Below are 23,001 nucleotides of genomic sequence, written 5' to 3' on the forward strand. Positions count from 1 at the left end.
TATTTAACGTATGGCAGTTGCGGGTTGCTGAAATGCTACGTTAGCGGGCTCAGCCGTAGGCGCCGCCGGTATAGAGCAGGTCGAAGAGGCGGGCGATGGTGGCGATGAGCATGGCGGCGCCTACCATGACGGTGGCCACCAGTATCAGGGCCAGGAACCAGCCGGAATCGCTCTGGCGGCCGCTGCCGGCGTTATACGCGGCGTCCCACTTCTCGTCGGGCGTCAGGCCCAGCACCAGGGCCTCCAGGAAACCGGCCAGCATGGAAACAATCAGGGGCAGGTACTGGAAATACCAGTTGGCCTGGGGAGCCAGGCTCATCACTACCCCGCACAGGGGCAGGAAGATGGCATGCGCCCAGCCCCAGCGGTCGCCCAGGCCCCGCAGATAGAAGCGGTGGACGCCCACGCCGCCCAGCGCGGCGGCGAGCAGGGTGGCGAAAGTCTTGTTCTTGTGGGATGGCATGTTTGCTAACAAAAATGGCAAGGGCGGAGGCAAAGGCGGCAGTATCGCACAAGAAAACGGCTTGCCCCAGCGGTAAAGCTGCGCGATAATCATGGATTACCCGAAATACCCACCTTTGTCGTTAATGCTTGCCGGTCGCAGGGAAAGCACGCTATAATTTGCGGCTTTTTCCGACTCAGCACACTTTTTGGAAATATTATGGTCGTTATTCGTTTAGCTCGTGGTGGCGCAAAAAAGCGTCCTTTCTACAACATCGTTGCAACCGATTCCCGCAATCGCCGCGACGGCCGCTTCGTTGAGCGTATCGGCTTCTACAACCCGATGGCATCGGGCCAGGAAGTGCCTTTCCGCGTTGCTGAAGACCGCCTGTCGTACTGGCAAGGCGTTGGCGCCCAGCTGTCCCCAGCCGTGGCTCGCCTGGTCGCTGGCCAGAAAGCAGCCTAAGTTTCGCTTCGGGTTTTGGCTGGCAAGACCGCATCCGGGGTGGAAATCCCCGACGATCTGGTACAGGTAGGCTTTGTCTCCGGTGCCTATGGTGTTGCGGGCGGAATCAGGGTGCGTCCCTTTTCCACCGATGCCGATGCGCTGCTGCATGCCAAAACCTGGTGGCTGGACAAGCCGGGCCTGCATGACGTTGACGTCAGGCGGGCCAAGCTGCATGGTGGCGACGTGGTCGCAACCCTGGTCGGCCTGGCCGACCGCGATATGGCGGAAGCGCTGAAAGGCGCCGCGGTCTCGGTGCCGCGCAGCCAGTTCCCGCAGCTGGAAGAAGACGAGTTTTACTGGGCCGACCTGATCGGCCTGGACGTGGAAAACCTGCAAGGCGAGCGCCTCGGCGCCGTGGCCGACATGATGAGCAATGGACCGCAATCCATCCTCCGTGTGGGCGCAGGGGAGGCCGAGCGCCTGATCCCCTTTGTAGACCAGTACGTGATCAAGGTGGACAGGGACGCGAAGAAGATCATCGTGGACTGGGGCCTGGACTACTGATCCGGAGCCGTCCCGATGCAGTTCGACGTCATTACGCTGTTCCCCGAGATGTTTGCCGCCCTGACGCAGTCCGGCGTAACGCGCCGGGCGCATGAGCAGGGCAGGTGGGGCCTGTCGCTGTGGAATCCGCGCGATTTCACCACCGACAATCACCGCACCGTGGACGACCGGCCCTATGGCGGCGGTCCCGGCATGGTGATGCTGGCCAAACCGCTGGAAGCGACGATCGGCGCCGCGAAGCAGCGCCAGGTGGTGGCCGGCTTGCCCAGCCCGCGCGTGGTCTTCATGTCGCCGCAGGGGAAGCCGCTGACGCATGAACGCGTGATGCAGCTGAAGCAGGAGCCCGGCCTCGTGATTCTGTGCGGGCGCTACGAGGCGGTGGACCAGCGTTTGCTGGACCGCTGCGTGGACGAAGAAATCAGCCTTGGCGATTTCGTACTGTCCGGCGGCGAGCTGCCCGCCATGGCCCTGATGGACGCCATCGTGCGCCAGCTGCCGGGCGTGCTGAACACCGATGCCTCGGCCGTCGAAGACAGCTTCGTCAACGGCCTGCTCGATGCGCCGCACTACACGCGGCCCGAAGTATATGAAGGCGAGGGCGTGCCGCCCGTTCTGATGGGCGGCCACCATGCCGAGATCATGAAGTGGCGCCGCGAGCGCATGCTGGAAGCGACGGCGCGCAAGCGGCCCGACCTGCTGCAGAAGGCGCGCGAGGCGGGCCTGCTGAGCAAGCAGGACGAAAAGTTTTTGGCAGGTTTGTAAAACCTGTCGTTGTACCGTACGGGCCGGATGCCCGATGCAGCAAAACCATCCTCTACCGGGCAACGTGCGCCGGCAAGATGGCAATAGGAGTTTTAAAATGGATCTGATTCAGCAACTCGAGCAAGAAGAAATCGCTCGTCTGGGCAAAAACATTCCTGAGTTTGCCCCAGGCGACACCGTGGTCGTGAACGTTAACGTGGTTGAAGGCACCCGCAAGCGCGCCCAGGCCTACGAAGGCGTCGTGATCGCCCGCCGCAACCGTGGCCTGAACTCGAACTTCATCGTTCGCAAGATCTCGTCCGGCGAAGGCGTTGAGCGTACCTTCCAGCTGTACTCCCCGCTGATCGCTTCGATCGAAGTGAAACGCCGTGGTGACGTGCGCCGCGCCAAGCTGTACTACCTGCGCGAGCGTTCGGGCAAGTCTGCACGTATCAAGGAAAAACTGCCAAACCGTCGCGCAGCTGCGGCGAAAGACGCAGAGTAATCTGCCGTCTGAGTTTGGATGGAAGGGGTGCCGATGGTGCCCCTTTTTTGCTTTTGAGGAGAGCATCTTGGCCAAGCCCGCTTTTGATCCCACCCAGCTGCCCATCGATGCCATTGCCGGCGAAGCGGCCGTGATGCTGGAGCGCCTGGCCCCCGAGTGGCTGCGCGAGCGCTTCGCCAATCCGCCCCACTGGTCGCCCGAGCCTGCGGACGAATCCCTGTCCCCACGTCCCAACCCCACGCCCGCGGCCGTGCTCGTGCCCCTGGTGATGCGCGAGGAGGGCCTGACCCTGCTGCTCACCCAGCGCACCGCCCACCTGAACGACCACGCAGGCCAGATCGCCTTTCCCGGCGGCCGCGCCGAGGAATACGACGCCTCGCCCATCGACACCGCCCTGCGCGAAACGGAGGAGGAGATCGGCCTCAACCGCCGCCACGTGGACGTGATCGGCACCTTGCCCCTGTACTACACGGGCACCGGCTATAGCGTGACCCCGGTGGTGGGCCTGATCCGCCCGCCCTTCGAGCTCAAGGCCGACCCTTTCGAGGTGGCCGACATCTTCGAAGTGCCCATGTCCTTCCTGATGGACGGCCTCAATCACAAGCGCCTGTCGGCCCAGCTGCCGAGCGGGCGGCGCTCCTTCTACGCCATGCCCTATGAACAATATTTCATCTGGGGCGCCACGGCGGGCATGCTGCGCAACCTGTTTCATTTCTTGCGCGCTTAAGCTATCGTAGCGGGCATTGCGGTATTGCTATCTTTAAGGATTTCGATGACTTTTCTCTCCATTCTGTTTGCATTGCTGCTGGAGCAGTTGAAACCCCTGCGCGCCGACAATGCGGTGTACGCGGAGATCAAGGCCCTGGCCGTGCGCATGGAAGCCTGGTTCAACGCGGGCGACGCCGCCCATGGCCGCCTGGCCTGGTTCCTCCTGCTGCTGGGGCTCATGGCGCCCGTGGCCCTGGTCTACTGGCTGCTGCTGCGCTACAACCTGATCTTCCTGGCCTTTGCATGGAATGTGCTCATCGTCTACCTGACCCTGGGCTTCCGCCACTACAGCCACTACTTCACCTCCATCCAGCTGGCCCTGAACGCGGGCGACGAGGCGGCGGCGCGCGCCCTGCTGGGCGAATGGACGAAGCAGGATACGGCGGGCATGGAAGCGAATGAAATCGCGCGCATCGCCGTCGAAAAATCCCTGATCACCACCCATCGCAATGTATTCGGCGTCTTCTTCTGGTTCCTCATGCCGCTCGGCCCGGCCGCCGCCGTGATGTACCGCGTGTCCGAATACCTGGCGCGGGCCTGGAACGAGCCCGAGCACATGCGCAACGAAGCCTTCGGCGAATTCGCCGCCCGCGCCTTCTACTGGATCGACTGGATTCCTGCGCGCCTGACTGCCGTGGCGTTCGCCGTGGTCGGCAACTTCGAGGACGCCGTCTACGCCTGGCGCAACTTTGCCCACCGCTGGAAGGACGAAGCCATCGGCATCATCCTGGCGGCAGGCGGCGGCGCCATGGGCGTGCGCCTGGGCACGCCGCTCGAGAACGCGGCCAAGCTGGTGCCGCAGGACGCGGCCACGGTCGATATCAGCGACGCGGAAGTGGAAACCCTGCCGGGCGAGGAGCCGAGCGTGCGCGCCCTGCAGAGCACCGTGGGCCTCGTCTGGCGCGCTCTGCTGTTGTGGATGCTGCTGCTGCTCCTGCTGTCTGGCGCGGTCTGGCTCGGGTGAGCCTTAGAATGGGAGGGGCAGGGCAGGGAATTCTGCCCTCAAGTCTTCTATAAGATATAATACCCAAGATTTCTCCACGCACCTTCGTTCGAGCGCATAATGGCCAGCGAGTTCTTCATTCTTGGGCTTACCACCGACGGCAGGCAATTCCGTCCCAGCGACTGGGCCGAACGCCTGTGTGGCGTGATGTCCTGCTTCCGTCCGGAAGGCAGCGGCGGGCGCAACGCCCACCTGCAGTACTCGCCCCTGGTGCGCCCGATCATGATCAACGGCGTGCGCGCCGTGGTTGTGAGCGAGACCCTGCGCGAAGTGGAGCCCATGGCCTACAACTTCGTGGTCAACTTCGCCAAGGACAACAAGCTGCAGGTGGTGGACGCCTGCCTTGTGCCTGAACCGGGCGAGAAAAAGAGCTGACCAGGCCGAAAGGGCGTAGGATACGGTTTTGCCTCGAAGCGAGTAGCGAGACCACATGAATCCACGCCATCCACTTCTTGCAGCGCTGCTGCTGTCCAGCCTTCACTTCCTTCCTCCCGCATTTGCCCAAACCCTGCCTCCCGGCGTCGTCAAAGGACCGTCGGTGGAAGGCATTACCGAATACCGCCTGCCCAATGGGTTGAAAGTGCTGCTGTTCCCGGATGCGTCCAAGCCCACGGTGACTGTCAACGTCACCTACCTCGTGGGCTCGCGCCACGAGAACTACGGCGAGACCGGCATGGCCCACCTGCTCGAACACCTCATGTTCAAGGGCGCGCCGAAGCACCGCAGCATCCCGCAGCAGTTCGCCGACCGGGGCATGCAGTTCAACGGCACCACCTCGATGGACCGCACCAACTATTACGAGGTGTTCGCGGCGAGTCCCGAGAACCTCAAGTGGGCGCTGGACATGGAAGCGGAGCGCATGACGAAGTCCTTCATCGCGAAGAAGGACCTGGACTCCGAGATGACGGTGGTGCGCAACGAATACGAGTCCGGCGAGAACAGCCCCTTCGGCGTGCTGCTCAAGCGCGCGCAGAGCGTGGCCTACGACTGGCACAGCTACGGGCGCTCCACCATTGGCAACCGCAGCGACATCGAGAACGTGCGCATCGAGAACCTGCAGGCCTTCTACCGCACCTGGTACCAGCCGGACAACGCCGTGCTGCTCGTCGCGGGCAAATTCGAACCCTCGCAGACCCTGGCCTGGATCAGCAAGTCCTTCGGCGCGATACCGAAGCCCAAGCGCAAGCTGCCGCCATTCTGGACGGTCGAACCCACGCAGGACGGCGACCGCAGCTTCACAGTGCGCCGCAAGGGCGACGTGCAGATCGTGCTTGTGGCCTACAAGATTCCATCGGGCCTGCATCCGGATGCCGACCCGCTCAGCTTCATGAGCCAGATCGTCGGCGACACGCCCACGGGCCGCCTGCACAAGCAGCTCGTTGAAACGGGCAAGGCCGCGCAGGTCTTCAGCTTCGGCCTGAGCGGCTATGCGCCGGGGCTTCAGCTCTTTGGCGCCGTCGTCAAACTGGGGCAGCCGGTGGAACCGGTGCGCGACGAACTGGTGGCCGCCATCGAAAGCTTTGCCAGGACGCCGCCGACGGAAGAAGAGATGGAGCGCACGCGGCGCAACTTCGCCAACGGCATCGAGAAGGCGCTGAACGATCCGCAGCAGGTGGGCGTGGCCATGTCGGAACAGATCGCGCTGGGCGACTGGCGCCTGCTCTTCCAGGGGCGAGACAACCTGCCCAACATCACGGCCAAACAGGTCGCGCTGGCGGCGGAGCGCTACCTCAAGCGCGACAACCGCACCGTAGGCATCTTCCTGCCTGAAGATGCGCCCCAGCGCGCCGAGATCGGCGGCTCGCCCACGGCGGCCGAGATCATGAAGGACTACAAGGCGAAGGAAAGCGCGCTCACGTCCGAGAACTTCGACCCGAGCCAGGACAACATCATGGCCCGCACCGAGATCCACCAGATCGGCGGCCTCAAGGCGGCCCTGCTGCCGAAGAAGACGCGCGGCCAGACGGTGGCGGTGGACCTGCGCCTCCACTGGGGCGACCTGAAAACGCAGTACGGCAAATCGCTGGTCGCGATGGTGACGCAGGAGATGCTCATGCGCGGCACAAGCAAGTACACGCGCACCCAGCTCGCCGACGAACTCTCCAGGCTCAAGATCAGCGGCGGCAGCCTGTATCAGTTCGAAACCACGCGCGAACACCTGCCGGCCGCGCTGCGGCTGCAAGCGCACGTGCTGAAGGAAGCCAGCTTCCCCGAAGCCGAATTCGAACAGCTGCGCCAGCAATGGATCGTCGCCCTGGAAGCGGACCGCAACGAACCCGAAGCGCGCGCCACGCAAGCCATGAATGAGTACTTCGACCACTGGCCCAAAGGCGACCCGCGCGCCGTGATGACTGTGGACGAACAGATCGCAGGCATCAAGGCGATGAAGCTGGAAGACGTGAAGGCCTACCACCGCGACTTCTACGGCGCCTCGCACGGCGAGATCGCCATCGTGGGTGACTTCGACAAGGGCGAAGCCGCGAAGCTCATCGAAGAAACGCTGGGCGGCTGGCAAAGCAAGGCGCCCTACGAGCGCCTGCCTGACGAGAACGTGGAGCGCAAGGCCATCGACCGCTTCATCGACACGCCGGACAAGGAGAACGGCTTCTACGTGGCCCATCTCAACCTGGACCTGAACAGCGACGACCCCGACTATCCCGCACTGGAGCTGGCGAACTACATCTTCGGCGAAGGAGGTTTGAAGTCGCGGCTGATGGACCGCATCCGCCAGAAGGATGGGCTCTCCTATGGCGGCGCCTCGAACATCCAGGCGGGGGAGATCGACCGTGCAGGTTCCTTCTCCATCAGCGCCATTGCAGCGCCGCAGAACCTGGCCAAGCTCAAGGCCGCGATCAGGGAAGAACTGGCGCGCGTGCTGAAGGACGGCTTCACGGCGGCGGAAGTGGCAGGCGCCAAATCCGGCCTGCTGCAGCAGCGCATCCAGAACCGCAGCAAGGACAACGTGGTGGCGGGCGCGTGGACCAACTTCCTCTACCTCGACCGCACCTTCGCCTGGAGCAAGCGCCACGAAGAGCAGCTGAAAGCGCTGACGGTAGAACAGGTCAACGCCGCCTTCCGCAAGGCCATCGACCCGTCCAAGCTCAGCGTCATCACCGCCGGCGACGCCTCCAAAGCCAAATAATTTCTTAAAGGGGTCTGTCCCCTTTAAGAAATACTCTAGAGTTTCTTAAAGGGGACAGACCCCTTTAAGAAATTACGGCGTGCTGAGCTCGGCGACGAAGTCGTACATGTCGCCGCGGAAGATGGAGCGGCAGAATTCGATGGCGCGGCCGTCGCGTAGGAAGCCGAGCCGCTCCACCGCCAGCCCCGCTTCGCCGGGCTTCGTTTGCAGCAGCTGCGCCTGCTCGGCGTTCAGCAGCAGGGCCGAGAGGCGCTGCAATGCGCGTACGGGACGGTTGCCCGCCGCTTCCAGCGCTTCATACATCGACACGTCCACCGCGTCCAGCGAGGGCAGGGCGTTCGATACGATGGTCGCGTATTCGATGCACATCGGCATATCGTCCGCGTAGCGGATGCGGTTGAAGCGGTAGACCGGCGCGCCGGGGCTCAGCCGCAGACGCAGCGCTTCTTCCGGCGTCACCGTGCCTTCCGAGCGCTTCAGCCATACGCTGCGCGGCGTACGGCCGCGTGCGCGCATGTCTTCCGAGAAGCTCGTGAGCTTGGCGAAGTTCTTCTCGATGCGGGTGTTGATGAAGTTGCCCGAGCCGGGCCGCCGCACCAGCAGGCCTTCTTCCACCAGGCCGTCGATGGCCTTGCGCACGGTGATGCGCGAGATCGAGAGGTCGGTGGCCAGCTGGCGTTCGGCCGGAAGCGCTTCGTCCGGGCCGAAGATGCGCTTGTCGATCGCCTCGCGCAGGGCGCGCTGCAACTGCTGGTATAGCGGCAGGCTGCTGTTCTGGCCCAGCGCCGCCATGATCTCTACAAGCGAACTCATGTTTTCTCCGGTATGCCTGTGTGGCGTGGCCGATAATACCAAAAAAGACTGGACTACAAGCGGTCTACATCCTCTCTGCTCATTTTTCCCTCTGAATTCCATGGTTTAGCCCTGACCTTTGGTCAAAGTGGTATGTATTTTTAGTACAACATGTGAAAAAAATATGAAAATTGGTAGTGATCTGGTATTGGACTGGGTTATATTGGCGTGCAATTGGTTTTGTTGCAGTGCCAAGAGGGGAATGGACCGGGTCTTCCATCAAGGCCCAACTCAAGGGGGAGTAAATGAAGCGCAATTTGACACCGATCGCAACTGCGGTCGCTATCCTGATCACCGGCAGCAACGTGGCGTACGCCCAGCAGGCCGATGAAACGAACGTTGTGGTCGTGACCGGCGTGCGTGCCGCACTGGCTCAGTCGCTGAACCAGAAACGCAATGCCGATTCGCTGGTGGAGGTGATCACCGCTGAAGACGTGGGCAAGATGCCGGACAAGAGCGTCGCCGACTCGCTGCAGCGTGTGCCCGGCGTATCCGTGGCGACCGCCGGCGGCGCCGAAGGCGGCTTCGGCGAGAACGACCGTGTGAGCCTGAAGGGCACGCCGTCCAACCTGACGCTGACCACGCTGAATGGCCATACCATTTCCAGCGGCGACTGGTATATCTCCAACATCACGAGCGGCGGCCGTTCCGTCAGCTACTCGATGTTCCCCTCCGAACTGATTGGCCGAGTGACCGTGCATAAGAGCTCGCAGGCCAACCTGATCGAAGGCGGCGCTTCGGGCAACGTGGATATCGAAACCCGCAAGCCCCTGAGCTTCAAGAAGCCGTTCACGCTGATGGGCTCCATAGAAGGCGTCTACAGCGAAGGCGCGAAGAAGACCGATCCACAGTTCAGCGCTCTGGCCAACTGGAAGAACGAGGCCAACAACATGGGCGTGCTGGTGCAGGTCTTCGACGAGAAGCGCCACCTGCGCCGCCAGGGCCAGGAGTTCCTGTGGTGGGACAAGCTGACCAAGGGCTTCGCACCGCAGTGGATCGAGAAGAATCCCGAAGTGGAGAACAAGTGGCTGTCCATGCTGACCGGTTCCGCGCTGTTCCAGCAGGAGCGTGAGCGCAAGGGCGGCATGATCGACGTGCAGTTCAAGGTCAACAGCGATTTCAGCTTCGACGTGAGCGGCTTCTATACCCGCCTGGATGCGGACAATATCAACGCCAACTTCATGCTGGCTCCGTACCAGCCGCTGTCGAACAACTGGTCCGGCGTGGGTGGTGTCATCCCAAGCAGCTACACCATCACCGGCAACCAGATCACTTCGATCACCTTCCCGAAGACCTGCCCAACGGGCCTGGACTGCTCGAACATGGGCCCATCGGTGCAGGACATCATCGCCCGCCCAGGTTCCTATTCGGATTCGAAGTTCGTGAACCTGGACTGGCAATGGCGCGCGAACAGCGACCTGAAATTCACCGGCCAGGTGGGCACCACCCGCGGCACCGGCTACGCCCGCGATTATGGCTATGAAGCCTGGCTGGCCTACTCCGGCACCAGCCTGACCATGCACGGCATGGATGCTCCGGCCACCGTGACCGTTGACAACGCAGGCAGCTTCAATCCGCGCACCGGCGCCGATTTCTTCGGCGGCTGGGCATCGGACACCACGGCCCGCGACAAGGAAACCTACGGCCAGGCCGACGGTACCTGGAAGTCGAGCTGGGAGAGCGTGCCGACCGTGTACTTCGGCGTGCGCGCGGCCAAGCATGACCGCGACCTGACCTGGCTGGGCGGCACCGTGTCGTCCGCCGGCAGCTCGCTGGCGAACCGTCCAACGGGCCTGACCAACTATCCGGCCAGCCCGCTGCCGAACATGCTGAGCGGCGCCTGGACCTTCACCCCCGAGTCGATGAAGGCCTGGGGCGACAAGTACGTCACCTTCGCCAACCACGCCTTCCAGAACGAGTTCCAGATCCGCGAGAAGGCCACCTCCGCTTACGTGATGGGTGACCTGGACCTGGGCGCGGTGCAGGGCAATGTCGGCGTGCGCTTCGTGCGCACCGAGATCGATGTGGCCAACGGCTCGCCGAACGATGTATGGAATCCTGTGCGTACCTCGAATACGTACAACGACTTCCTGCCGAGCATCAACCTGCACACCGACCTGGCCAAGGACGTGAAGCTGCGCGGTGCGGCCAGCCGCACCCTGGCGCGTCCTGACTTCGGCGCCCTGGGTTCGCTGAGCCTGAACGACCTGACCTTCTCGGCCAGCGGCGGCAATCCGAACCTGAAGCCGATCATGTCGAACAACGTGGACGTGGGCGTCGAGTGGTACTTCATGCCGAAGTCCCTGCTGGGCATGAACATCTACAACATGAACATCGGTTCCTATGTGACCTACGGCGCATCGGTGGCCCAGTTCTACAACCAGTCGGTCAAGCGCGTTACGGACTACAACCTGAGCGCAGCGCTGAACACCAAGGCACGTGTGCGCGGCATCGAACTGCAGTACGTGCAGGATCTGGGTAACGGCTTCGGCGCGAACCTGAACTACACCTACGCGGACGGCAAGGAAACCGGCAAGGCTCCGAAGTCGGCCTGCGCGGACCTGGGCGACTGCCACATGATCGGCACCTCGAAGAACTCGTACAACGCTTCGCTGTTCTACGAGAACGACAAGTTCAGCGCCCGTGTGAACTACAGCTTCCGCTCGGCCTTCCTGAATGGCCTGGACCGCAACAGCGCAATCTACCAGGACGACGTGAAGACCATCTCGGCAGCCGTGAACTACAACCTGACCGAGAACCTGACGCTCTCGCTGGAAGGCAAGGACCTGAACGATCCGCTGCTGAAGTCCTACGCTACCTCCAAGGACCAGCCGCGCGCCTTCTACAAGAACGGCAAGCAGATCTTCTTCGGCGTGCGCGGCAAGATGTAATGCCGGCCGGCGTATGATGTAATCCAGGCAGGGCCTTCCGGGGCCCTGCCTTTTTTTTCGGAGCAGGAATGGTCAAGACAATCATGGCGGCACTGCTGGCGCTGGGCAGCGCAGCGCATGCCGCACCGGGCTTTGTGGCAAGCCCTTACAAATTTCTGCCGCTGTATAACGATGCGGCCAGCAATGTCATCACCGTGGCGCCCGAGGGCCGGAGCCTGCCCTATGTGCAGATGCCCGGCGCCACCGCGCTCACCTGGGCTTTCGCTGTCGGCGAATGCGGCAAGGAGACATGGGGCGGACAGCCCGGCGCTGCAGTGGCCGCGGCGAACGTGGGCGCGTTTGCAAAATCGGGCATCCCCTACATCATTTCCACGGGCGGGCAGGGCGCCGTGTTCAACTGCGGTTCGAAGGAGGGCATGGACGCGTTCGTGGCACGTTACGACTCGCCGCAGCTGATCGGCTTCGATTTCGATATCGAGGCCGGACAGACGAAGGAAGATGTGCGCGCGCTGCTGCAGCAGATCGTGCATGCGCAGCGCAAGCACCCGCGCCTGCGTTTCAGCTTCACGATTGCGACCCACGCGGCCTCCGACGGCAGCCGCCACAGCCTGAACGAGACGGCGGAGCTGGTGCTGGCCGAGGTGCGCCGCAGCGGCCTGAAGGACTTTGTCATGAACCTGATGGTGATGGACTACGGCCCCGCCTCGAAGAAGGTGTGCGTGCTGCGCGGCAGCCGCTGCGACATGGGCGCCTCGGCCATCCAGGCTGCCCGCAACGTGCACGAGAAATACAAGCTCCCCTATTCGCAGATCGAGCTTACGCCGATGATCGGCGTGAACGATGTTGTGGAAAACGTGTTCACCCTGGAAGATGCGAAAGTGATGGTCGACGGGGTGCGCAAGCTGAAGATGGCGGGCGTACATTTCTGGTCCCTGGACCGCGACGTGCCGTGCAGGCAGCCTGCCAGCGGCGCGGAAGCGGCGTGCAGTACGATGCCGGACGTTCAGGCTGGCGCCTACACGCAGGCTCTGGTGAAGGATCTGGCGCGATGAGCGCTGCGCCGGGGCGTTATCTGTCGCTCGACGTTCTGCGCGGCCTTACGGTGGCGCTCATGATTGTCGTGAACACGCCGGGAAGCTGGAGCCACGTCTTTCCGCCGCTGCTACATGCGAACTGGCATGGCTTCACGCCCACCGACTGGGTGTTCCCGACCTTCCTTTTTGTGGTGGGCAATGCGCTGGCCTTCGTGATGCCGCGCTTCGCGGCGCAGGGCAGCGCCGCCGTCGTGGCGAAGATCGCGCGGCGCGGCGCATTGATCTTCCTGCTTGGCTTCCTCTTGTACTGGTTCCCGTTCTTCGGGCCGGATTTCCACCTGCTGCCGCTGGCGGATACGCGCATACCCGGCGTCCTGCAGCGTATCGGCCTCTGTTTCATCATCGCCGGGCTCGTGCTGCATTTCACGCGCGAACGCGGAGCGCTGGTATTCAGCGCCATGGCCTTGCTGGCTCACTGGGCGATGCTGGCGCTGGCAGGCGACTACACCCTGCAAGGCAATGCCGCCGCGAAGTTCGATATCTGGCTTTTGGGAGAACGCCACCTGTATCACGGGGAAGGCCTGCCCTTCGATCCCGAAGGCATGCTGGGCGCCTTGCCCGCCACCGTGAACGTGATCGCGGGCTATTTTGCGGGACGGCTGATTCTGTCGAAAGGCGCATGCTACGAAACCCTGGCGAAGCTGATGATGGCGGGCGTGGCCTGCATTGCGGCGGCGCTGTGCTGGAACGCCGTCCTCCCCATCAACAAGAAGCTGTGGACAAGCTCCTACGTGCTGCTCACCGTCGGCATCGACCTGCTGGTGCTGCCGCTGCTCATGTACGCCATCGAGATGCGCGGCCAGCGCGGCTGGACGGGCTTCTTTGAAGCCTTTGGCAAGAATACGCTCTTTATCTACCTGCTGTCCGAGGTGCTGGTGATATTGATGGTGAAGACCTATGTCGGCAGCATGTCCACCTACGACTGGCTGTACGCGACGGTGTTCGCGCCGCTGGCGCCAGCGAAGGCGGCCTCGCTCATGTACGCGCTCGCCTTCATGCTGCTTTGCTGGCTGGTGGCGTGGTGGATGGACAAACGGCGCATCTACATCAAGGTCTAGAACTTCAGTTTCAAACCCAGGCGGTTGGCCAGCGCGGTCAGCACCATCATCACGAAGGTCATCACGGCGGCGTTCAGCAGTCCCGCAGCGCCGCCGGACTCCAGATACGGCCACCACAGGCGCGGCAGGTGCAGCAGGGCCGCCGCCTGTTCCCACAGGTCCGGTGCGATATAGGCGAACAGCGCATTCGCACCAGCTGGCAGCAGCAACACGGTCCAGCCGCGCAGCTCCCAAACATCGATCAGCAGGTAGAACAGCAGGAACAGGGCAAGGATGATGGCCGCACATACCAGCGTGTAGGACTCGGTGGCCTGGATCTTGTTGATGCCGTGGTAGGGGCGCAGCAGCATGCCCGCCGCGAACAGTCCCGCTGCGAACCATGCCATGAAGCGCAGGCGCGGCGCATGCAGCGCCATGCCCTCGGGCTGGGGATCGGCGCCGCGCACGAAGAGGCGGCCCACGATGGCGCCTGCGAGCACGTTGGCGCCGGTGGAGCCCAGTACCTGCGGCACGTTCACGAAGTCCTGCACTGCCCTCGGCAGCCAGGCCAGCGCGCCCGCCGTGCCGCCCATGTAGAGCGCAATGAGCGCAGCCAGAGCCGCCATCAAGACCGCGCCGTCGCCCCGCGCCGCCAGATAGATGGCGCTGCACAGGAGATAGGCCCAGCCAATCATGCCCAGAATGCCCCACCACGTATGCTGCAGGTAGGGGCTGCTGAACTCTTCGTTCAGCGTGCCGCGGAAGCTTGCCAGCACGAAGACCATCAACGCTGCTCCAGCCCAGAAGCCATACCCGCGCTGCTCTCCCTGCCGCCACAGGAGGATCATGGCAACGTAGAACAGCAGAAGCCAGACGGGTCGCGGCAGGAGCGCTGCAGCCGGGTCGTAGCGATAGGCGTTGGCCAGCACGAGCCCTGCGACCATCAGGCTTGCGGCGCGCCACAGCAGGCGGCCGATCAGCGCTGCGTCCACGCGGCCGATGGACCGGTGCAGCGACAGGGGAATTGCTATGCCGACGATGAAGAGAAAGCCGGGGAAAACAAGGTCCGGCAGTGTGATGCCGTCCGCCTTCGGACCTGCGTGTTCGAGCCAGTATGGGATGTTGGGCATGCCCGCAATGTAGTTCACCCAGATCATCGCGAGGATGATGAAACCGCGGAAGGCGTCGAGACTCAGGAGGCGTTTATTCATGCGTCAGGCGTAAAAAAAGCGGGAGAGGCCGGAGGCCCATCCCGCTCGGTGTCATCGTTTATCGCGATCAGTTCGCTGCCACAGGGCCGTTCGGGCGGTTCACCCACAGGATCCAGTAGCGCGCCAGGTCGCCGCGGCCGTCGTTGCCGGTAACGGTCTGCAGCGTCTTGATGGCGTCTTCCTTGCGGCCAGCCATCGCGTAGGAGTAGCCCAGGCGCAGCTTGGCGTCTTCCGCGTTCTGCAGGCCGCCCTTGGCGATACCTTCCTGGATCAGGCCAATGCCCTTGTCGTACTGGCCCAGGGTGACGTAGGCGTAGCCCAGGTTGACCAGGCCGGTGCCGTTCTTGGACTTGCGTGCCGAGGCTTCGCCGGTGCCGATGTTCTTGGTGTCGTCGGCGGCCTGCTTGTCGGCCTGCGCGCGCAGGGCCTTGTGCTTGGCGGCCTGGTTGCCGGTGCCCAGCGAGCCGTTGGCGAAGCCGGTGTCCAGCACCTGCTTGGCTTCGATCGGCTGGCCTGCCAGCAGCGCCAGTTCCGCCATGTCCTGGTATTCTTCGGCGGCCATCTTGGTGGTGGCGACCTTCTGAAGGCGGTAGACGTCCAGCGCGAAGCGGTTGGAGTAATTGTCCTTGCCGCGGGTGCGGCTCAGCAGGTCGACCCAGTAGTCGTCGTTCGGGTAGTAGCGCACCAGGTTTTCCAGGGCCAGCAGATAGGTTGCCTGGTCCTTGGTCTTGGAACCGGTGTTGGCGAGGATCTGCAGCTCTTCGATGGCAGGGGTCTGGCCGGCCTTCTGCTTGGCTTCCAGATCCTTCATGGACTCGGCCTTGGCGGTCGCGAAGTCATTGCTCAGGTAGTAGGCGCGGATGATGAAGGGACGCAGCTTCATGTCGCCGGTTTCCGTCGTGTAACGGTTGAACCAGGTGATGGCCTTCGCGTACTCCTTGTTGTTGTAGTACATATTGCCCAGTGCCTGGATGAAATCCTTCTGTTCATTCGGCTGCAGCTTGCCGGAGTTGATCACGGCTTCCAGGGCGGCCGTGGCCATGGCGGTGTCGTTGGTGGCCGAACCCAGGGCGACGCGCATGCGGTTCAGCACGAACTGTTCGTACACGGTCAGGTTCGGCAGGGCGGCGGCGGTGTCCAGGCGGGTCTTCACTTCGCCATAGTTCTTGGCATCCATCAGCGGCTTGATCTCAGCCGGGTTCACCAGCTTGAAGACTTCCGGCCGAACGCTGTCGACCGGCGCTGCGGCTGCCTTCGGGTCAGCTTTCTTGTCTTGTGCATGGGCAACGGTCATCAGTGCTGGCGCAGCGGACAGGGCGGCCAGGAGCAGGCTGATGCGGGCGATACGGAACTGGGACATGGTCAGAAAATCCTTGAAGTGAGACAAACGCTTATTCTCCCATAAATTCGCCAACCGACGAGTTTATGGGGCGCGCAATTGTAACGGCTTGTTTCGGCCGGGCGAAGGCCTTTCCGTGGCTGTCGAACAGATGGCAGTGTTCGGGCGGCAGCACAATACCTGCCATGGCGCCCGCCTGCGGCAGCGCGGACTGCGCTGCATGGCGCACCGCCACCAGTTCCGGCACGTTCGCCAGCTTTGTATACAGGATGGACTGGTCGCCCAGGTATTCGACATGGCCCACGGCGGCCCCGATGCGGTTCGGCTCCTCGCTGTATGGCCCGGCGAGGCGCATGTGCTCCGGCCGGATGCCCAGGGTGACCTTCGCTCCCCGGTCCACGGCGCCCGCATCCACGGCCACTTCGACGATGGGGCCGCCCGCCAGCTGCACCGCCGCATGCTCCACGCCCGCCGCCATGATCTCGCCGGGAATGAAGTTCATCTTCGGCGAGCCGAGGAAGCCTGCCACGAACAGGTTTCCGGGATTGTTATAGAGCTCCTGCGGTGTGCCGGTCTGCTCGATGCGCCCGCCGTTGAAGACGACGATGCGGTCGCCAAGGGTCATCGCCTCCACCTGATCGTGCGTCACATAGATCATCGTGGTGCCCAGCTCCTTGTGCAGGCGGCTGATCTCCACGCGCATCTGCACGCGCAGGCTGGCGTCGAGGTTCGATAGCGGCTCGTCGAAGAGGAAGAGCTGGGGCTTGCGCACGATGGCGCGGCCGATCGCCACCCGCTGGCGCTGGCCGCCGGACAGCTCCTTGGGCTTGCGCTGCAGGAGCTGCGTGATCTGCAGGATATCCGCCGCACGCTCCACCGCCGTGCGGATCGCATCCTTGCCGTGGCCCGCGAGCTTGAGCGCGAAAGCCATGTTCTCGAACACAGTCATGTGCGGGTAAAGCGCGTAGGACTGGAACACCATGGCCAGTTCGCGCTGGGCGGGCGGAACCTGGTTGGCCAGGCGCCCGCCGATATGCAGCTCGCCGCCGCTGATGTCTTCCAGGCCCGCGATCATGCGCAGCAGCGTGGACTTGCCGCAGCCCGAAGGGCCGACGAAGACCACGAACTCGCCATCGGCGATATCGAGGTCGATGCCGTGAATGACTGTGTGCGCCGCGCCGTAGCGCTTGACGATATTTCGGAGCGATACGCCGGCCATCACGCTTTCGCTGCGTCTTCGGCGACGCGCGATTCCATGGGAATGAACTGCGACAGCACGGCGACCGGAATGGCGCACAGCAGCACGTAGATGAAGAAGTTGTGATAGCCGAGTGCCTGCTGCACGTCGCCGCTGATCCACTTGAACAGCACGAAGCCGAGCTGCATGATGCCGGTGGAGAAAGCGTAGTGCGCCGTCTGGTATTTGCCCGGCGCGACCACCTGCATCATGTAGAGGATGATGCCGACGAAGCCGAAGCCATAGCCGAACATTTCGAGGCTGAGGCAGGCCGCGATGACGGTGAGGTCCGTGGGCAGGTAGGTGGCGAGGAAGTAGAACACCAGGTTTGGCAGGTTCATCGCCAGGATCAGGAACAGGATCGCGCGGCGCAGGCTAAGCCAGGACGTGAAGTAGCCGCCTGCAATGGAACCGACGATGAAGGCGATGGTGCCTGCGGTGCCGTACACCGTGCCCACCTGGTCGGTGCTCAGTCCCAGGCCGCCGTTGGCCGTCGCCTCGCGCAGGAAGAGGGGGCCGATGGTCTGAATCTGCGCCTCGCCCGCGCGGAACAGGATAATGAAGAGGATCGAAACCCAGATGCCGGGCTTCTTCAGGTAGTCCACGAGCACCTCTTTCAGCGTGCGCGCCACCGCGCCTACCGTCTGGTGGTCGGACGCGGGGTTGGGCGCCAGCGGGAGGGCCCAGCTGTGATAGAGGCCCAGTGCGATCATCGTTGCGCACAGGATGCAGAAGATCACGGTCCACGCAGGAACCACGCCGTAGGACTTTTCCAGATAGCCCGCCAGGATCACCAGCACGCCGAGGGACACGAAGCGGCCTGCATTGAAGAAGGTGCCGCTCCAGCCTGCATACTGGGCCTGCTGCTTCTTGGTGAGGCTCGCGATATAGGTGCCGTCGCAGGCGATATCGTGGGTGGCGGAAGATACGGCGACCAGGGCAAGCATGCCCACGGTAGCCGCCAGCCAGAAGGGCAGGTGCAGCGCTACCGCCACCAGGCCGAGAAACAGCCCGCTCAGAAGCTGGAATGTCACCACGATGATCTTGCGGCTGCTGGCCAGTTCGAGGAAGGGGCTCCACAGGGGCTTGAAGACCCACGCCGCGCCGATGTAGGCCGTCCAGTGCGCGATATCGCCGTTCGGCACGCCCATGCTCTTGAACATGAGGCTTGCTATCAGCGCTACCGAAAAGAAGGGCAGGCCCTGTGCGAAATACAGGGTGGGAACCCAGGTGAGCGGGCTGCGCTTGGCGGTTGCGGTCTCCATCGGTGGCGTCTTCCTTTATGGGTGTTATTCGAAGCCGGGTACGGGGCAGCGGCCGTTCGCTTCCAGTGCGCCGGACAGCCATGCATTCACGGCGTCCAGGGCCGGGGCGGCGAAGCCGTAGGTCATCAGCGCTGGTGCGGCAATGTCCAGGGCCTGATAGGGGTTCCACAGGGCCAGGTGCAGGTCCGGCTTCCACGTCTTGCGCGCGTTCTCGCCGTAGCGCAGGCGGGAAGTGGACGCGAGAACGGTGAAGGCGCCATCCTGCGGCAGGCTGCTCCAGTCGAAGGTCTCCGCATCGGCGAAGGTCACGAGCTCCACGTCGTACAGTTTGCCCAGGGTGGCGGCCACCACGGCGGCCGGAACGCCCGCCTCGGACACGCCGTCGCTCACCACGTCCTGCCGTGCGACCAGTCGCAGCTTCGCTCCCTTGGCCGGGCGCTGAGGATTGCCGCGCGCCGTCAGGCTGCGCCGCCAGCCTTCGGCCATGATCTCGCGGTCGGCGGCATCTTCCTTGTAGGAGCGCGGCTTGCAGGGATAGGCGCGGGCGAGCGCCGAAAGGCGGTCGAGACGTTCCTGCACCTGCGCTTCGCTCAGGGTGCCGTCGGCCAGCGCCCTGGCGATGGCGTCCAGGGTCTCGTTCTGGGTTTCGGTGGTGCCGAGGGCCATCACCATGTCCGCGCCTGCGGTCAGCGCGCGCACGGCGGCATTGCCCACGCCGTAGCGGCCTGCAATGGCGTGCATGTCCATGCCGTCGGTGATGATGACGCCGCGGTACTGCCATTGCTGGCGCAGCAGCTTGTCCAGGATGGCGGGCGACATCGTGGCGGGGTTATCCGGATCGATCGCGGGATAGACGATATGCGCCGTCATCATCGCAGGCGCCTGCGGGGCGGCCATGCGGAAGGGCGCGAATTCGAAGGCTTCCAGCTGGTCCAGCGGCTTGTTCACGGTGGGCAGGTCGCGGTGCGAGTCCACGTTCGTGTCGCCATGGCCGGGGAAATGCTTCACGCAGCAGGCCACGCCTTCCGCATGGCTGCCTGCCATCCAGGCCATCGCCAGTTCGGCGGCGCGGGTTGGCTCGGCGCCGAAGGAGCGCTCCGCGATCACAGGGTTGAGCGGATTGTTGTTCAGGTCCAGCACTGGCGCGAAGTTCCAGTTGAAGCCGAGCGCCTTCACTGCGCGGGCCACGGCGGCGCCGGTGCGGCGCGCGAGCTCGGCGTCGTCGGCGGCGCCCAGGCCCATCGCCGCGGGCGGCGCGGGCACCCAGGTGGAGCGCACGACGGCGCCACCTTCCTGGTCGATGGCGATCAGCGCATCCGGTCCCATGGCGGCGCGCAGGTCGGCCGTCAGCTTGCCCAGCTGTTCGGAGTCCGTCATGTTGCCCCGGAAGAGGCAGACGCCGCGAATGCCGTTCTCGCGGATGAAATCCGCCGTCGCAGCATCCAGAGTGGTGCCGGGGAAGCGGATCATGATCAGCTGACCGGCGATCTTGCGAAGTTCTTGATGGGATTTGCTCATTTGACTGCTCCGTCCATGCCGCGCATGAAATATCGTTGGGTAAACAGGAAGGCTGCCAGGGTTGGCAGGATGGTGATGATGGTGCCCGCCGCGATCACGCGCGCGCTGCTGCCGAAAGTGCCGCGCAAATACAGCACACCCACCGACAGCGGGAATTCGTCAGGCTTACTCATCACGATGGATGGCCAGATGTACTCGTTCCATGCCTCCACTGCAGTGAGGATGCCGACCGTGGCAAGCCATGGTGCAATCAACGGCAGCATGATGCGGGTGAAGATGGTCCACTCCGAAGCGCCGTCCACGCGGGCCGCGTCGATCAGGTCCTGCGGCACTTCCTCGAAGGCCTGCTTCAGGAGCAGGATGGCGACGGCGGTCACCACGTTCGGCAGGATCACGCCCGCATAGGTATCGACCAGGCTCAGTTTCGTCACCGTGATGAAGTTCACGAGGAAGTTCACCTCGGAAGGCAGCACCAGCGTGGCGAGAATCAGGCCGAAGACCAGCTTGCGGCCGCGGAAGTGCATGCGGGCCAGCGGATAGGCAGCCATGGAGCAGAGCGTGAGCTTCCAGAACACGGTGAAGGCCGCAATCAGGACCGAGTTCTTGAAGAAGGACAGCATCGGAATCACGCGGAACACTTCGGCGAAGTTCTTCAGCGAAGGAGACTTCGGCCAGAAGGTTGGCGGATAGGCGAAGATATTTCCTTCGGTGGACAGCGCCGTCACCAGCGTCCACCAGAAGGGGAAGACGCACAGGAGCGCGATGGCCGTCAGCAGGAGGTAATGGGCGATCGTCTTCATCAGCGGTGCTTGGGCTTCAGGTAGCGCAGGCACAGCAAGGCAATGCCGATGCAGAAGATGGATACGATAAAACTCGCGGCCAGGGCGCGCGGCAGCTTCAGGTGCTTCAGGCCCTGGTCGTAGGCGTAATAGAGGGCCGTGAACGTGGAGTTCATCGGGCCGCCCTGGGTGAGCACATCAACCTCCTGGTAGGCCTTCAGCGCGGCCAGCACGGAAAGGATGGAGCAGACGGCGATAGTCGGGTGCAGCATCGGCACCGTAATCTTCCAGAAGCGCTGCCAGCGGCTGGCGCCATCGAGAATGGCCGCCTCCTGCATCTCGGCGGGCACGGATTGCAGGGCCGCGAGATACATCACCATATACCAGCCCAGGCCGCGCCACAGGGTGACGAACATGATGCAGAAGAGGGCAATGGTATCGTCGGAAAGCCAGCCCACGGGAGCATCCACGAGGCGGAACAGCATGAGCACATAGTTCAGGGCGCCCTGTTCGTGGAACATGAAGCCCCACATGATGCCGACGACGGAGACTGTGGTCACGACGGGCACGTAGAACGCCGCGCGGAACAGGCGGATGCCGGGCAGGCGGTTGTTCACCAGCACCGCCAGCGACAGGGCGCCGATCTGCACGAAAGGCACCATCAGCAGGAATACGAGCGAATTCTTCAGGCCCGTGACGAACATCTCGTTCTCGAAGATATAGCGGAAGTTATCGAGGCCGACCCAGTGCGTTTCGCGGATCAGGCTGTAGTCGGTGAACGCCAGCAGCGATCCATAGCCGACGGGCCAGAACGAAAACACCGCCATCAGCACCAGCGCGGGCGCAAGAAACAGCCAGGCCGCCCAGGTCTTCCGTGCACCCATCACATCCCTCCAATGGTCTGGGTTGCAGGGAATTGCCTTGAGAGCTTGCGGTTCCAGGTGGCGACGGCTTCGTCGAGGGCGCGCTGGATGTCGGCGCGGCCGGTGACGCCTGCTTCCACTGCCTTCACCAGCACGCGGCGCAGTTCGTTGTAGTCGTCCACGCCTGCCACGTACATGGTGTGCGAGTAGGGCATCGATACCGCGCCTGCCGATACGGCTTTCTCCGCCGCGCCCGCACCGGGCGGTACGGCGAGGAAGAAGGGATCGTTCGCCGCCTGCACCGTCGCGGGATAGACGCTGGCCTGCCGCGCGAAAGCCAGCTGGTTGGCATCGCTGGTCAGGTAGCGCGCGAACTTGCCGACTTCGGGCAGCAGCTCTTTTTTTACGCCCGCTGGAACGCCGAAGTGGATCAGCCAGCCGCCATCCGCAATCTTCGTGGGGCCCAGCGGCGCTGACGCGACGTCGGTGATGGCGTAGATGTCCTTGGCATCGGCTTCGATGCGCTTCAGGGCCGTCGGCGGCGCAAGCAGCATGCCGAGGCGGCCGCCTTTGTAGGCGTCGATGGCGGCGGGGAAGTTGTCTTCGGCGAAGAGGCTGTCCTTCAGCAGGCCGCCCGCCTTGTAGGTCTCCGCCAGCTTGCGGATGAAGGCTGTGTGCGCCGGGGAGTTGAAGACCGCGCGGCCCTTGCTGATGACGGGCAGGCCTTGCTGCATCATCAGTCCGTCGATCTTCGAGAGCGCGGGGCACAGGCCCGCCTTGCCGGTGCGCTGGGCGATCTGGCGCGCGAAGGCCAGCTGTTCGTCCAGGCTGCGCGGTGCGTGCGGTATGCCTGCCGCCTTGAAGATCTCCGTGTTGAAGGCGATGACGGCGACGTTGCTGTACAGCGGGAAGCCGTAGGTCTTGCCGCCGAAGGTAAGGTCTTCCAGCGCGCTTTTGAGGTAGCGCTGGCGCACGGGGGCGATCAGTTCATCGACGGGCGTAAGCAGGCCGTCGCGCGCGAATTCGTCCGCCCAGGGAACGTTGAGGTTGACCAGTGCTGGCGGCGTTCCCGCCACGATGCGCGTTACGAGCTTGGTCTGGATGATATCCCAGGGGAAGTCCACCCATTCCACCTTCACGCCGGGATTCGCGGCTTCGTAGTTCTTCACGATGCCTTCGAAATAGGGCGTGAATTTTGGCTTCATGCTGAAGGTCCAGAATTCGATGTGCCGGGGCGCAGCCATGGCCCCCGCAGTGATGCTGGCGGCCGCCAATGCTGTCAGCAGGGTCTTGATGGTCATTG

At 63.5% G+C, this 23,001-nt stretch carries 21 protein-coding genes; 11 read left to right on the forward strand and 10 right to left on the reverse strand.

Annotated elements, in window-relative coordinates; all coding sequences use genetic code 11:
- Positions 1-49: 49 nt before the first annotated feature.
- Complete coding sequence (locus LSQ66_RS03095) at positions 50-463, reverse strand: NINE protein (protein ID WP_231768353.1); 414 nt, start codon at positions 461-463, stop codon at positions 50-52.
- Between the two features lie 198 nt (positions 464-661).
- Here LSQ66_RS03095 and rpsP point away from each other — a divergent pair, with 198 nt between their 5' ends.
- The 8 genes from rpsP (at position 662) to LSQ66_RS03135 (ending at position 7,612) form a co-directional block, all read left to right on the forward strand.
- Positions 662-907, forward strand: a complete 246-nt coding sequence (gene rpsP, locus LSQ66_RS03100) for a 30S ribosomal protein S16 (RefSeq protein WP_231768354.1) — start codon at positions 662-664, stop codon at positions 905-907.
- A 39-nt stretch (positions 908-946) separates the two neighbouring features.
- The gene (gene rimM, locus LSQ66_RS03105) at positions 947-1,453 is read left to right on the forward strand and encodes a ribosome maturation factor RimM (protein WP_231768355.1); all 507 of its coding nucleotides are present in this window, start codon (positions 947-949) and stop codon (positions 1,451-1,453) included.
- Positions 1,454-1,468: 15 nt separating this feature from the next.
- A complete protein-coding gene (gene trmD / locus LSQ66_RS03110) occupies positions 1,469-2,215 on the forward strand; it encodes a tRNA (guanosine(37)-N1)-methyltransferase TrmD (RefSeq protein ID WP_231768356.1) in 747 nt (248 codons plus the stop codon).
- Between the two features lie 97 nt (positions 2,216-2,312).
- Entirely contained in the window at positions 2,313-2,699 is a 387-nt protein-coding gene (rplS, locus tag LSQ66_RS03115; protein WP_231768357.1) for a 50S ribosomal protein L19, read from the forward strand.
- A 67-nt stretch (positions 2,700-2,766) separates the two neighbouring features.
- Positions 2,767-3,426, forward strand: a complete 660-nt coding sequence (locus LSQ66_RS03120; RefSeq protein WP_231768358.1) for a CoA pyrophosphatase — start codon at positions 2,767-2,769, stop codon at positions 3,424-3,426.
- A 45-nt stretch (positions 3,427-3,471) separates the two neighbouring features.
- Entirely contained in the window at positions 3,472-4,431 is a 960-nt protein-coding gene (locus LSQ66_RS03125; RefSeq protein WP_231768359.1) for a CobD/CbiB family protein, read from the forward strand.
- 99 nt (positions 4,432-4,530) lie between these two features.
- Positions 4,531-4,845, forward strand: a complete 315-nt coding sequence (locus LSQ66_RS03130) for a DUF3579 domain-containing protein (RefSeq protein WP_231768360.1) — start codon at positions 4,531-4,533, stop codon at positions 4,843-4,845.
- 55 nt (positions 4,846-4,900) lie between these two features.
- Positions 4,901-7,612: a M16 family metallopeptidase gene (locus LSQ66_RS03135; RefSeq protein WP_231768361.1), complete on the forward strand. Its 2,712-nt coding sequence runs from the start codon at positions 4,901-4,903 to the stop codon at positions 7,610-7,612.
- Positions 7,613-7,684: 72 nt separating this feature from the next.
- Here LSQ66_RS03135 and LSQ66_RS03140 read toward each other — a convergent pair whose 3' ends face one another.
- The gene (locus LSQ66_RS03140) at positions 7,685-8,425 is read right to left on the reverse strand and encodes a GntR family transcriptional regulator (protein ID WP_231768362.1); all 741 of its coding nucleotides are present in this window, start codon (positions 8,423-8,425) and stop codon (positions 7,685-7,687) included.
- Positions 8,426-8,709: 284 nt separating this feature from the next.
- Between LSQ66_RS03140 and LSQ66_RS03145 the strand changes: the two genes are divergently transcribed.
- From LSQ66_RS03145 to LSQ66_RS03155, 3 genes are all read left to right on the forward strand, one after another.
- Positions 8,710-11,355, forward strand: coding sequence for a TonB-dependent receptor (locus LSQ66_RS03145; RefSeq protein WP_231768363.1), 2,646 nt, complete (start codon positions 8,710-8,712; stop codon positions 11,353-11,355).
- 68 nt (positions 11,356-11,423) lie between these two features.
- The gene (locus tag LSQ66_RS03150) at positions 11,424-12,407 is read left to right on the forward strand and encodes a glycoside hydrolase family 18 protein (protein ID WP_231768364.1); all 984 of its coding nucleotides are present in this window, start codon (positions 11,424-11,426) and stop codon (positions 12,405-12,407) included.
- Positions 12,404-13,507, forward strand: a complete 1,104-nt coding sequence (locus tag LSQ66_RS03155) for an acyltransferase family protein (RefSeq protein WP_231768365.1) — start codon at positions 12,404-12,406, stop codon at positions 13,505-13,507. The genes LSQ66_RS03150 and LSQ66_RS03155 overlap by 4 nt, the downstream gene beginning before the upstream one ends.
- On the opposite strand, the gene LSQ66_RS03160 is transcribed toward LSQ66_RS03155, so the two are convergent.
- From LSQ66_RS03160 to LSQ66_RS03195, 8 genes are all read right to left on the reverse strand, one after another.
- A complete protein-coding gene (locus LSQ66_RS03160) occupies positions 13,504-14,697 on the reverse strand; it encodes a DUF5009 domain-containing protein (protein ID WP_231768366.1) in 1,194 nt (397 codons plus the stop codon). The genes LSQ66_RS03155 and LSQ66_RS03160 overlap by 4 nt on opposite strands.
- 67 nt (positions 14,698-14,764) lie before the next feature.
- On the reverse strand, positions 14,765-16,057 hold the full coding sequence (locus LSQ66_RS03165) for a tetratricopeptide repeat protein (protein ID WP_231768367.1): 1,293 nt from the start codon (positions 16,055-16,057) through the stop codon (positions 14,765-14,767).
- A 31-nt stretch (positions 16,058-16,088) separates the two neighbouring features.
- Complete coding sequence (locus LSQ66_RS03170) at positions 16,089-17,255, reverse strand: ABC transporter ATP-binding protein (RefSeq protein ID WP_231768368.1); 1,167 nt, start codon at positions 17,253-17,255, stop codon at positions 16,089-16,091.
- Entirely contained in the window at positions 17,255-18,538 is a 1,284-nt protein-coding gene (locus tag LSQ66_RS03175; protein ID WP_231768369.1) for an MFS transporter, read from the reverse strand. Before LSQ66_RS03175 ends, LSQ66_RS03170 begins: the two co-directional genes overlap by 1 nt.
- 24 nt (positions 18,539-18,562) lie before the next feature.
- Entirely contained in the window at positions 18,563-20,056 is a 1,494-nt protein-coding gene (gene nagZ, locus LSQ66_RS03180; RefSeq protein WP_231768370.1) for a beta-N-acetylhexosaminidase, read from the reverse strand.
- The gene (locus LSQ66_RS03185; RefSeq protein WP_231768371.1) at positions 20,053-20,856 is read right to left on the reverse strand and encodes a carbohydrate ABC transporter permease; all 804 of its coding nucleotides are present in this window, start codon (positions 20,854-20,856) and stop codon (positions 20,053-20,055) included. The genes nagZ and LSQ66_RS03185 overlap by 4 nt, the downstream gene beginning before the upstream one ends.
- On the reverse strand, positions 20,856-21,719 hold the full coding sequence (locus LSQ66_RS03190) for a carbohydrate ABC transporter permease (RefSeq protein WP_231768372.1): 864 nt from the start codon (positions 21,717-21,719) through the stop codon (positions 20,856-20,858). Before LSQ66_RS03190 ends, LSQ66_RS03185 begins: the two co-directional genes overlap by 1 nt.
- Complete coding sequence (locus LSQ66_RS03195; protein WP_231768373.1) at positions 21,719-22,999, reverse strand: ABC transporter substrate-binding protein; 1,281 nt, start codon at positions 22,997-22,999, stop codon at positions 21,719-21,721. The genes LSQ66_RS03190 and LSQ66_RS03195 overlap by 1 nt, the downstream gene beginning before the upstream one ends.
- Positions 23,000-23,001: the final 2 nt, after the last annotated feature.

This window comes from Massilia endophytica (assembly GCF_021165955.1).
Classification (GTDB): Bacteria; Pseudomonadota; Gammaproteobacteria; order Burkholderiales; family Burkholderiaceae_D; genus Rugamonas; species Rugamonas endophytica.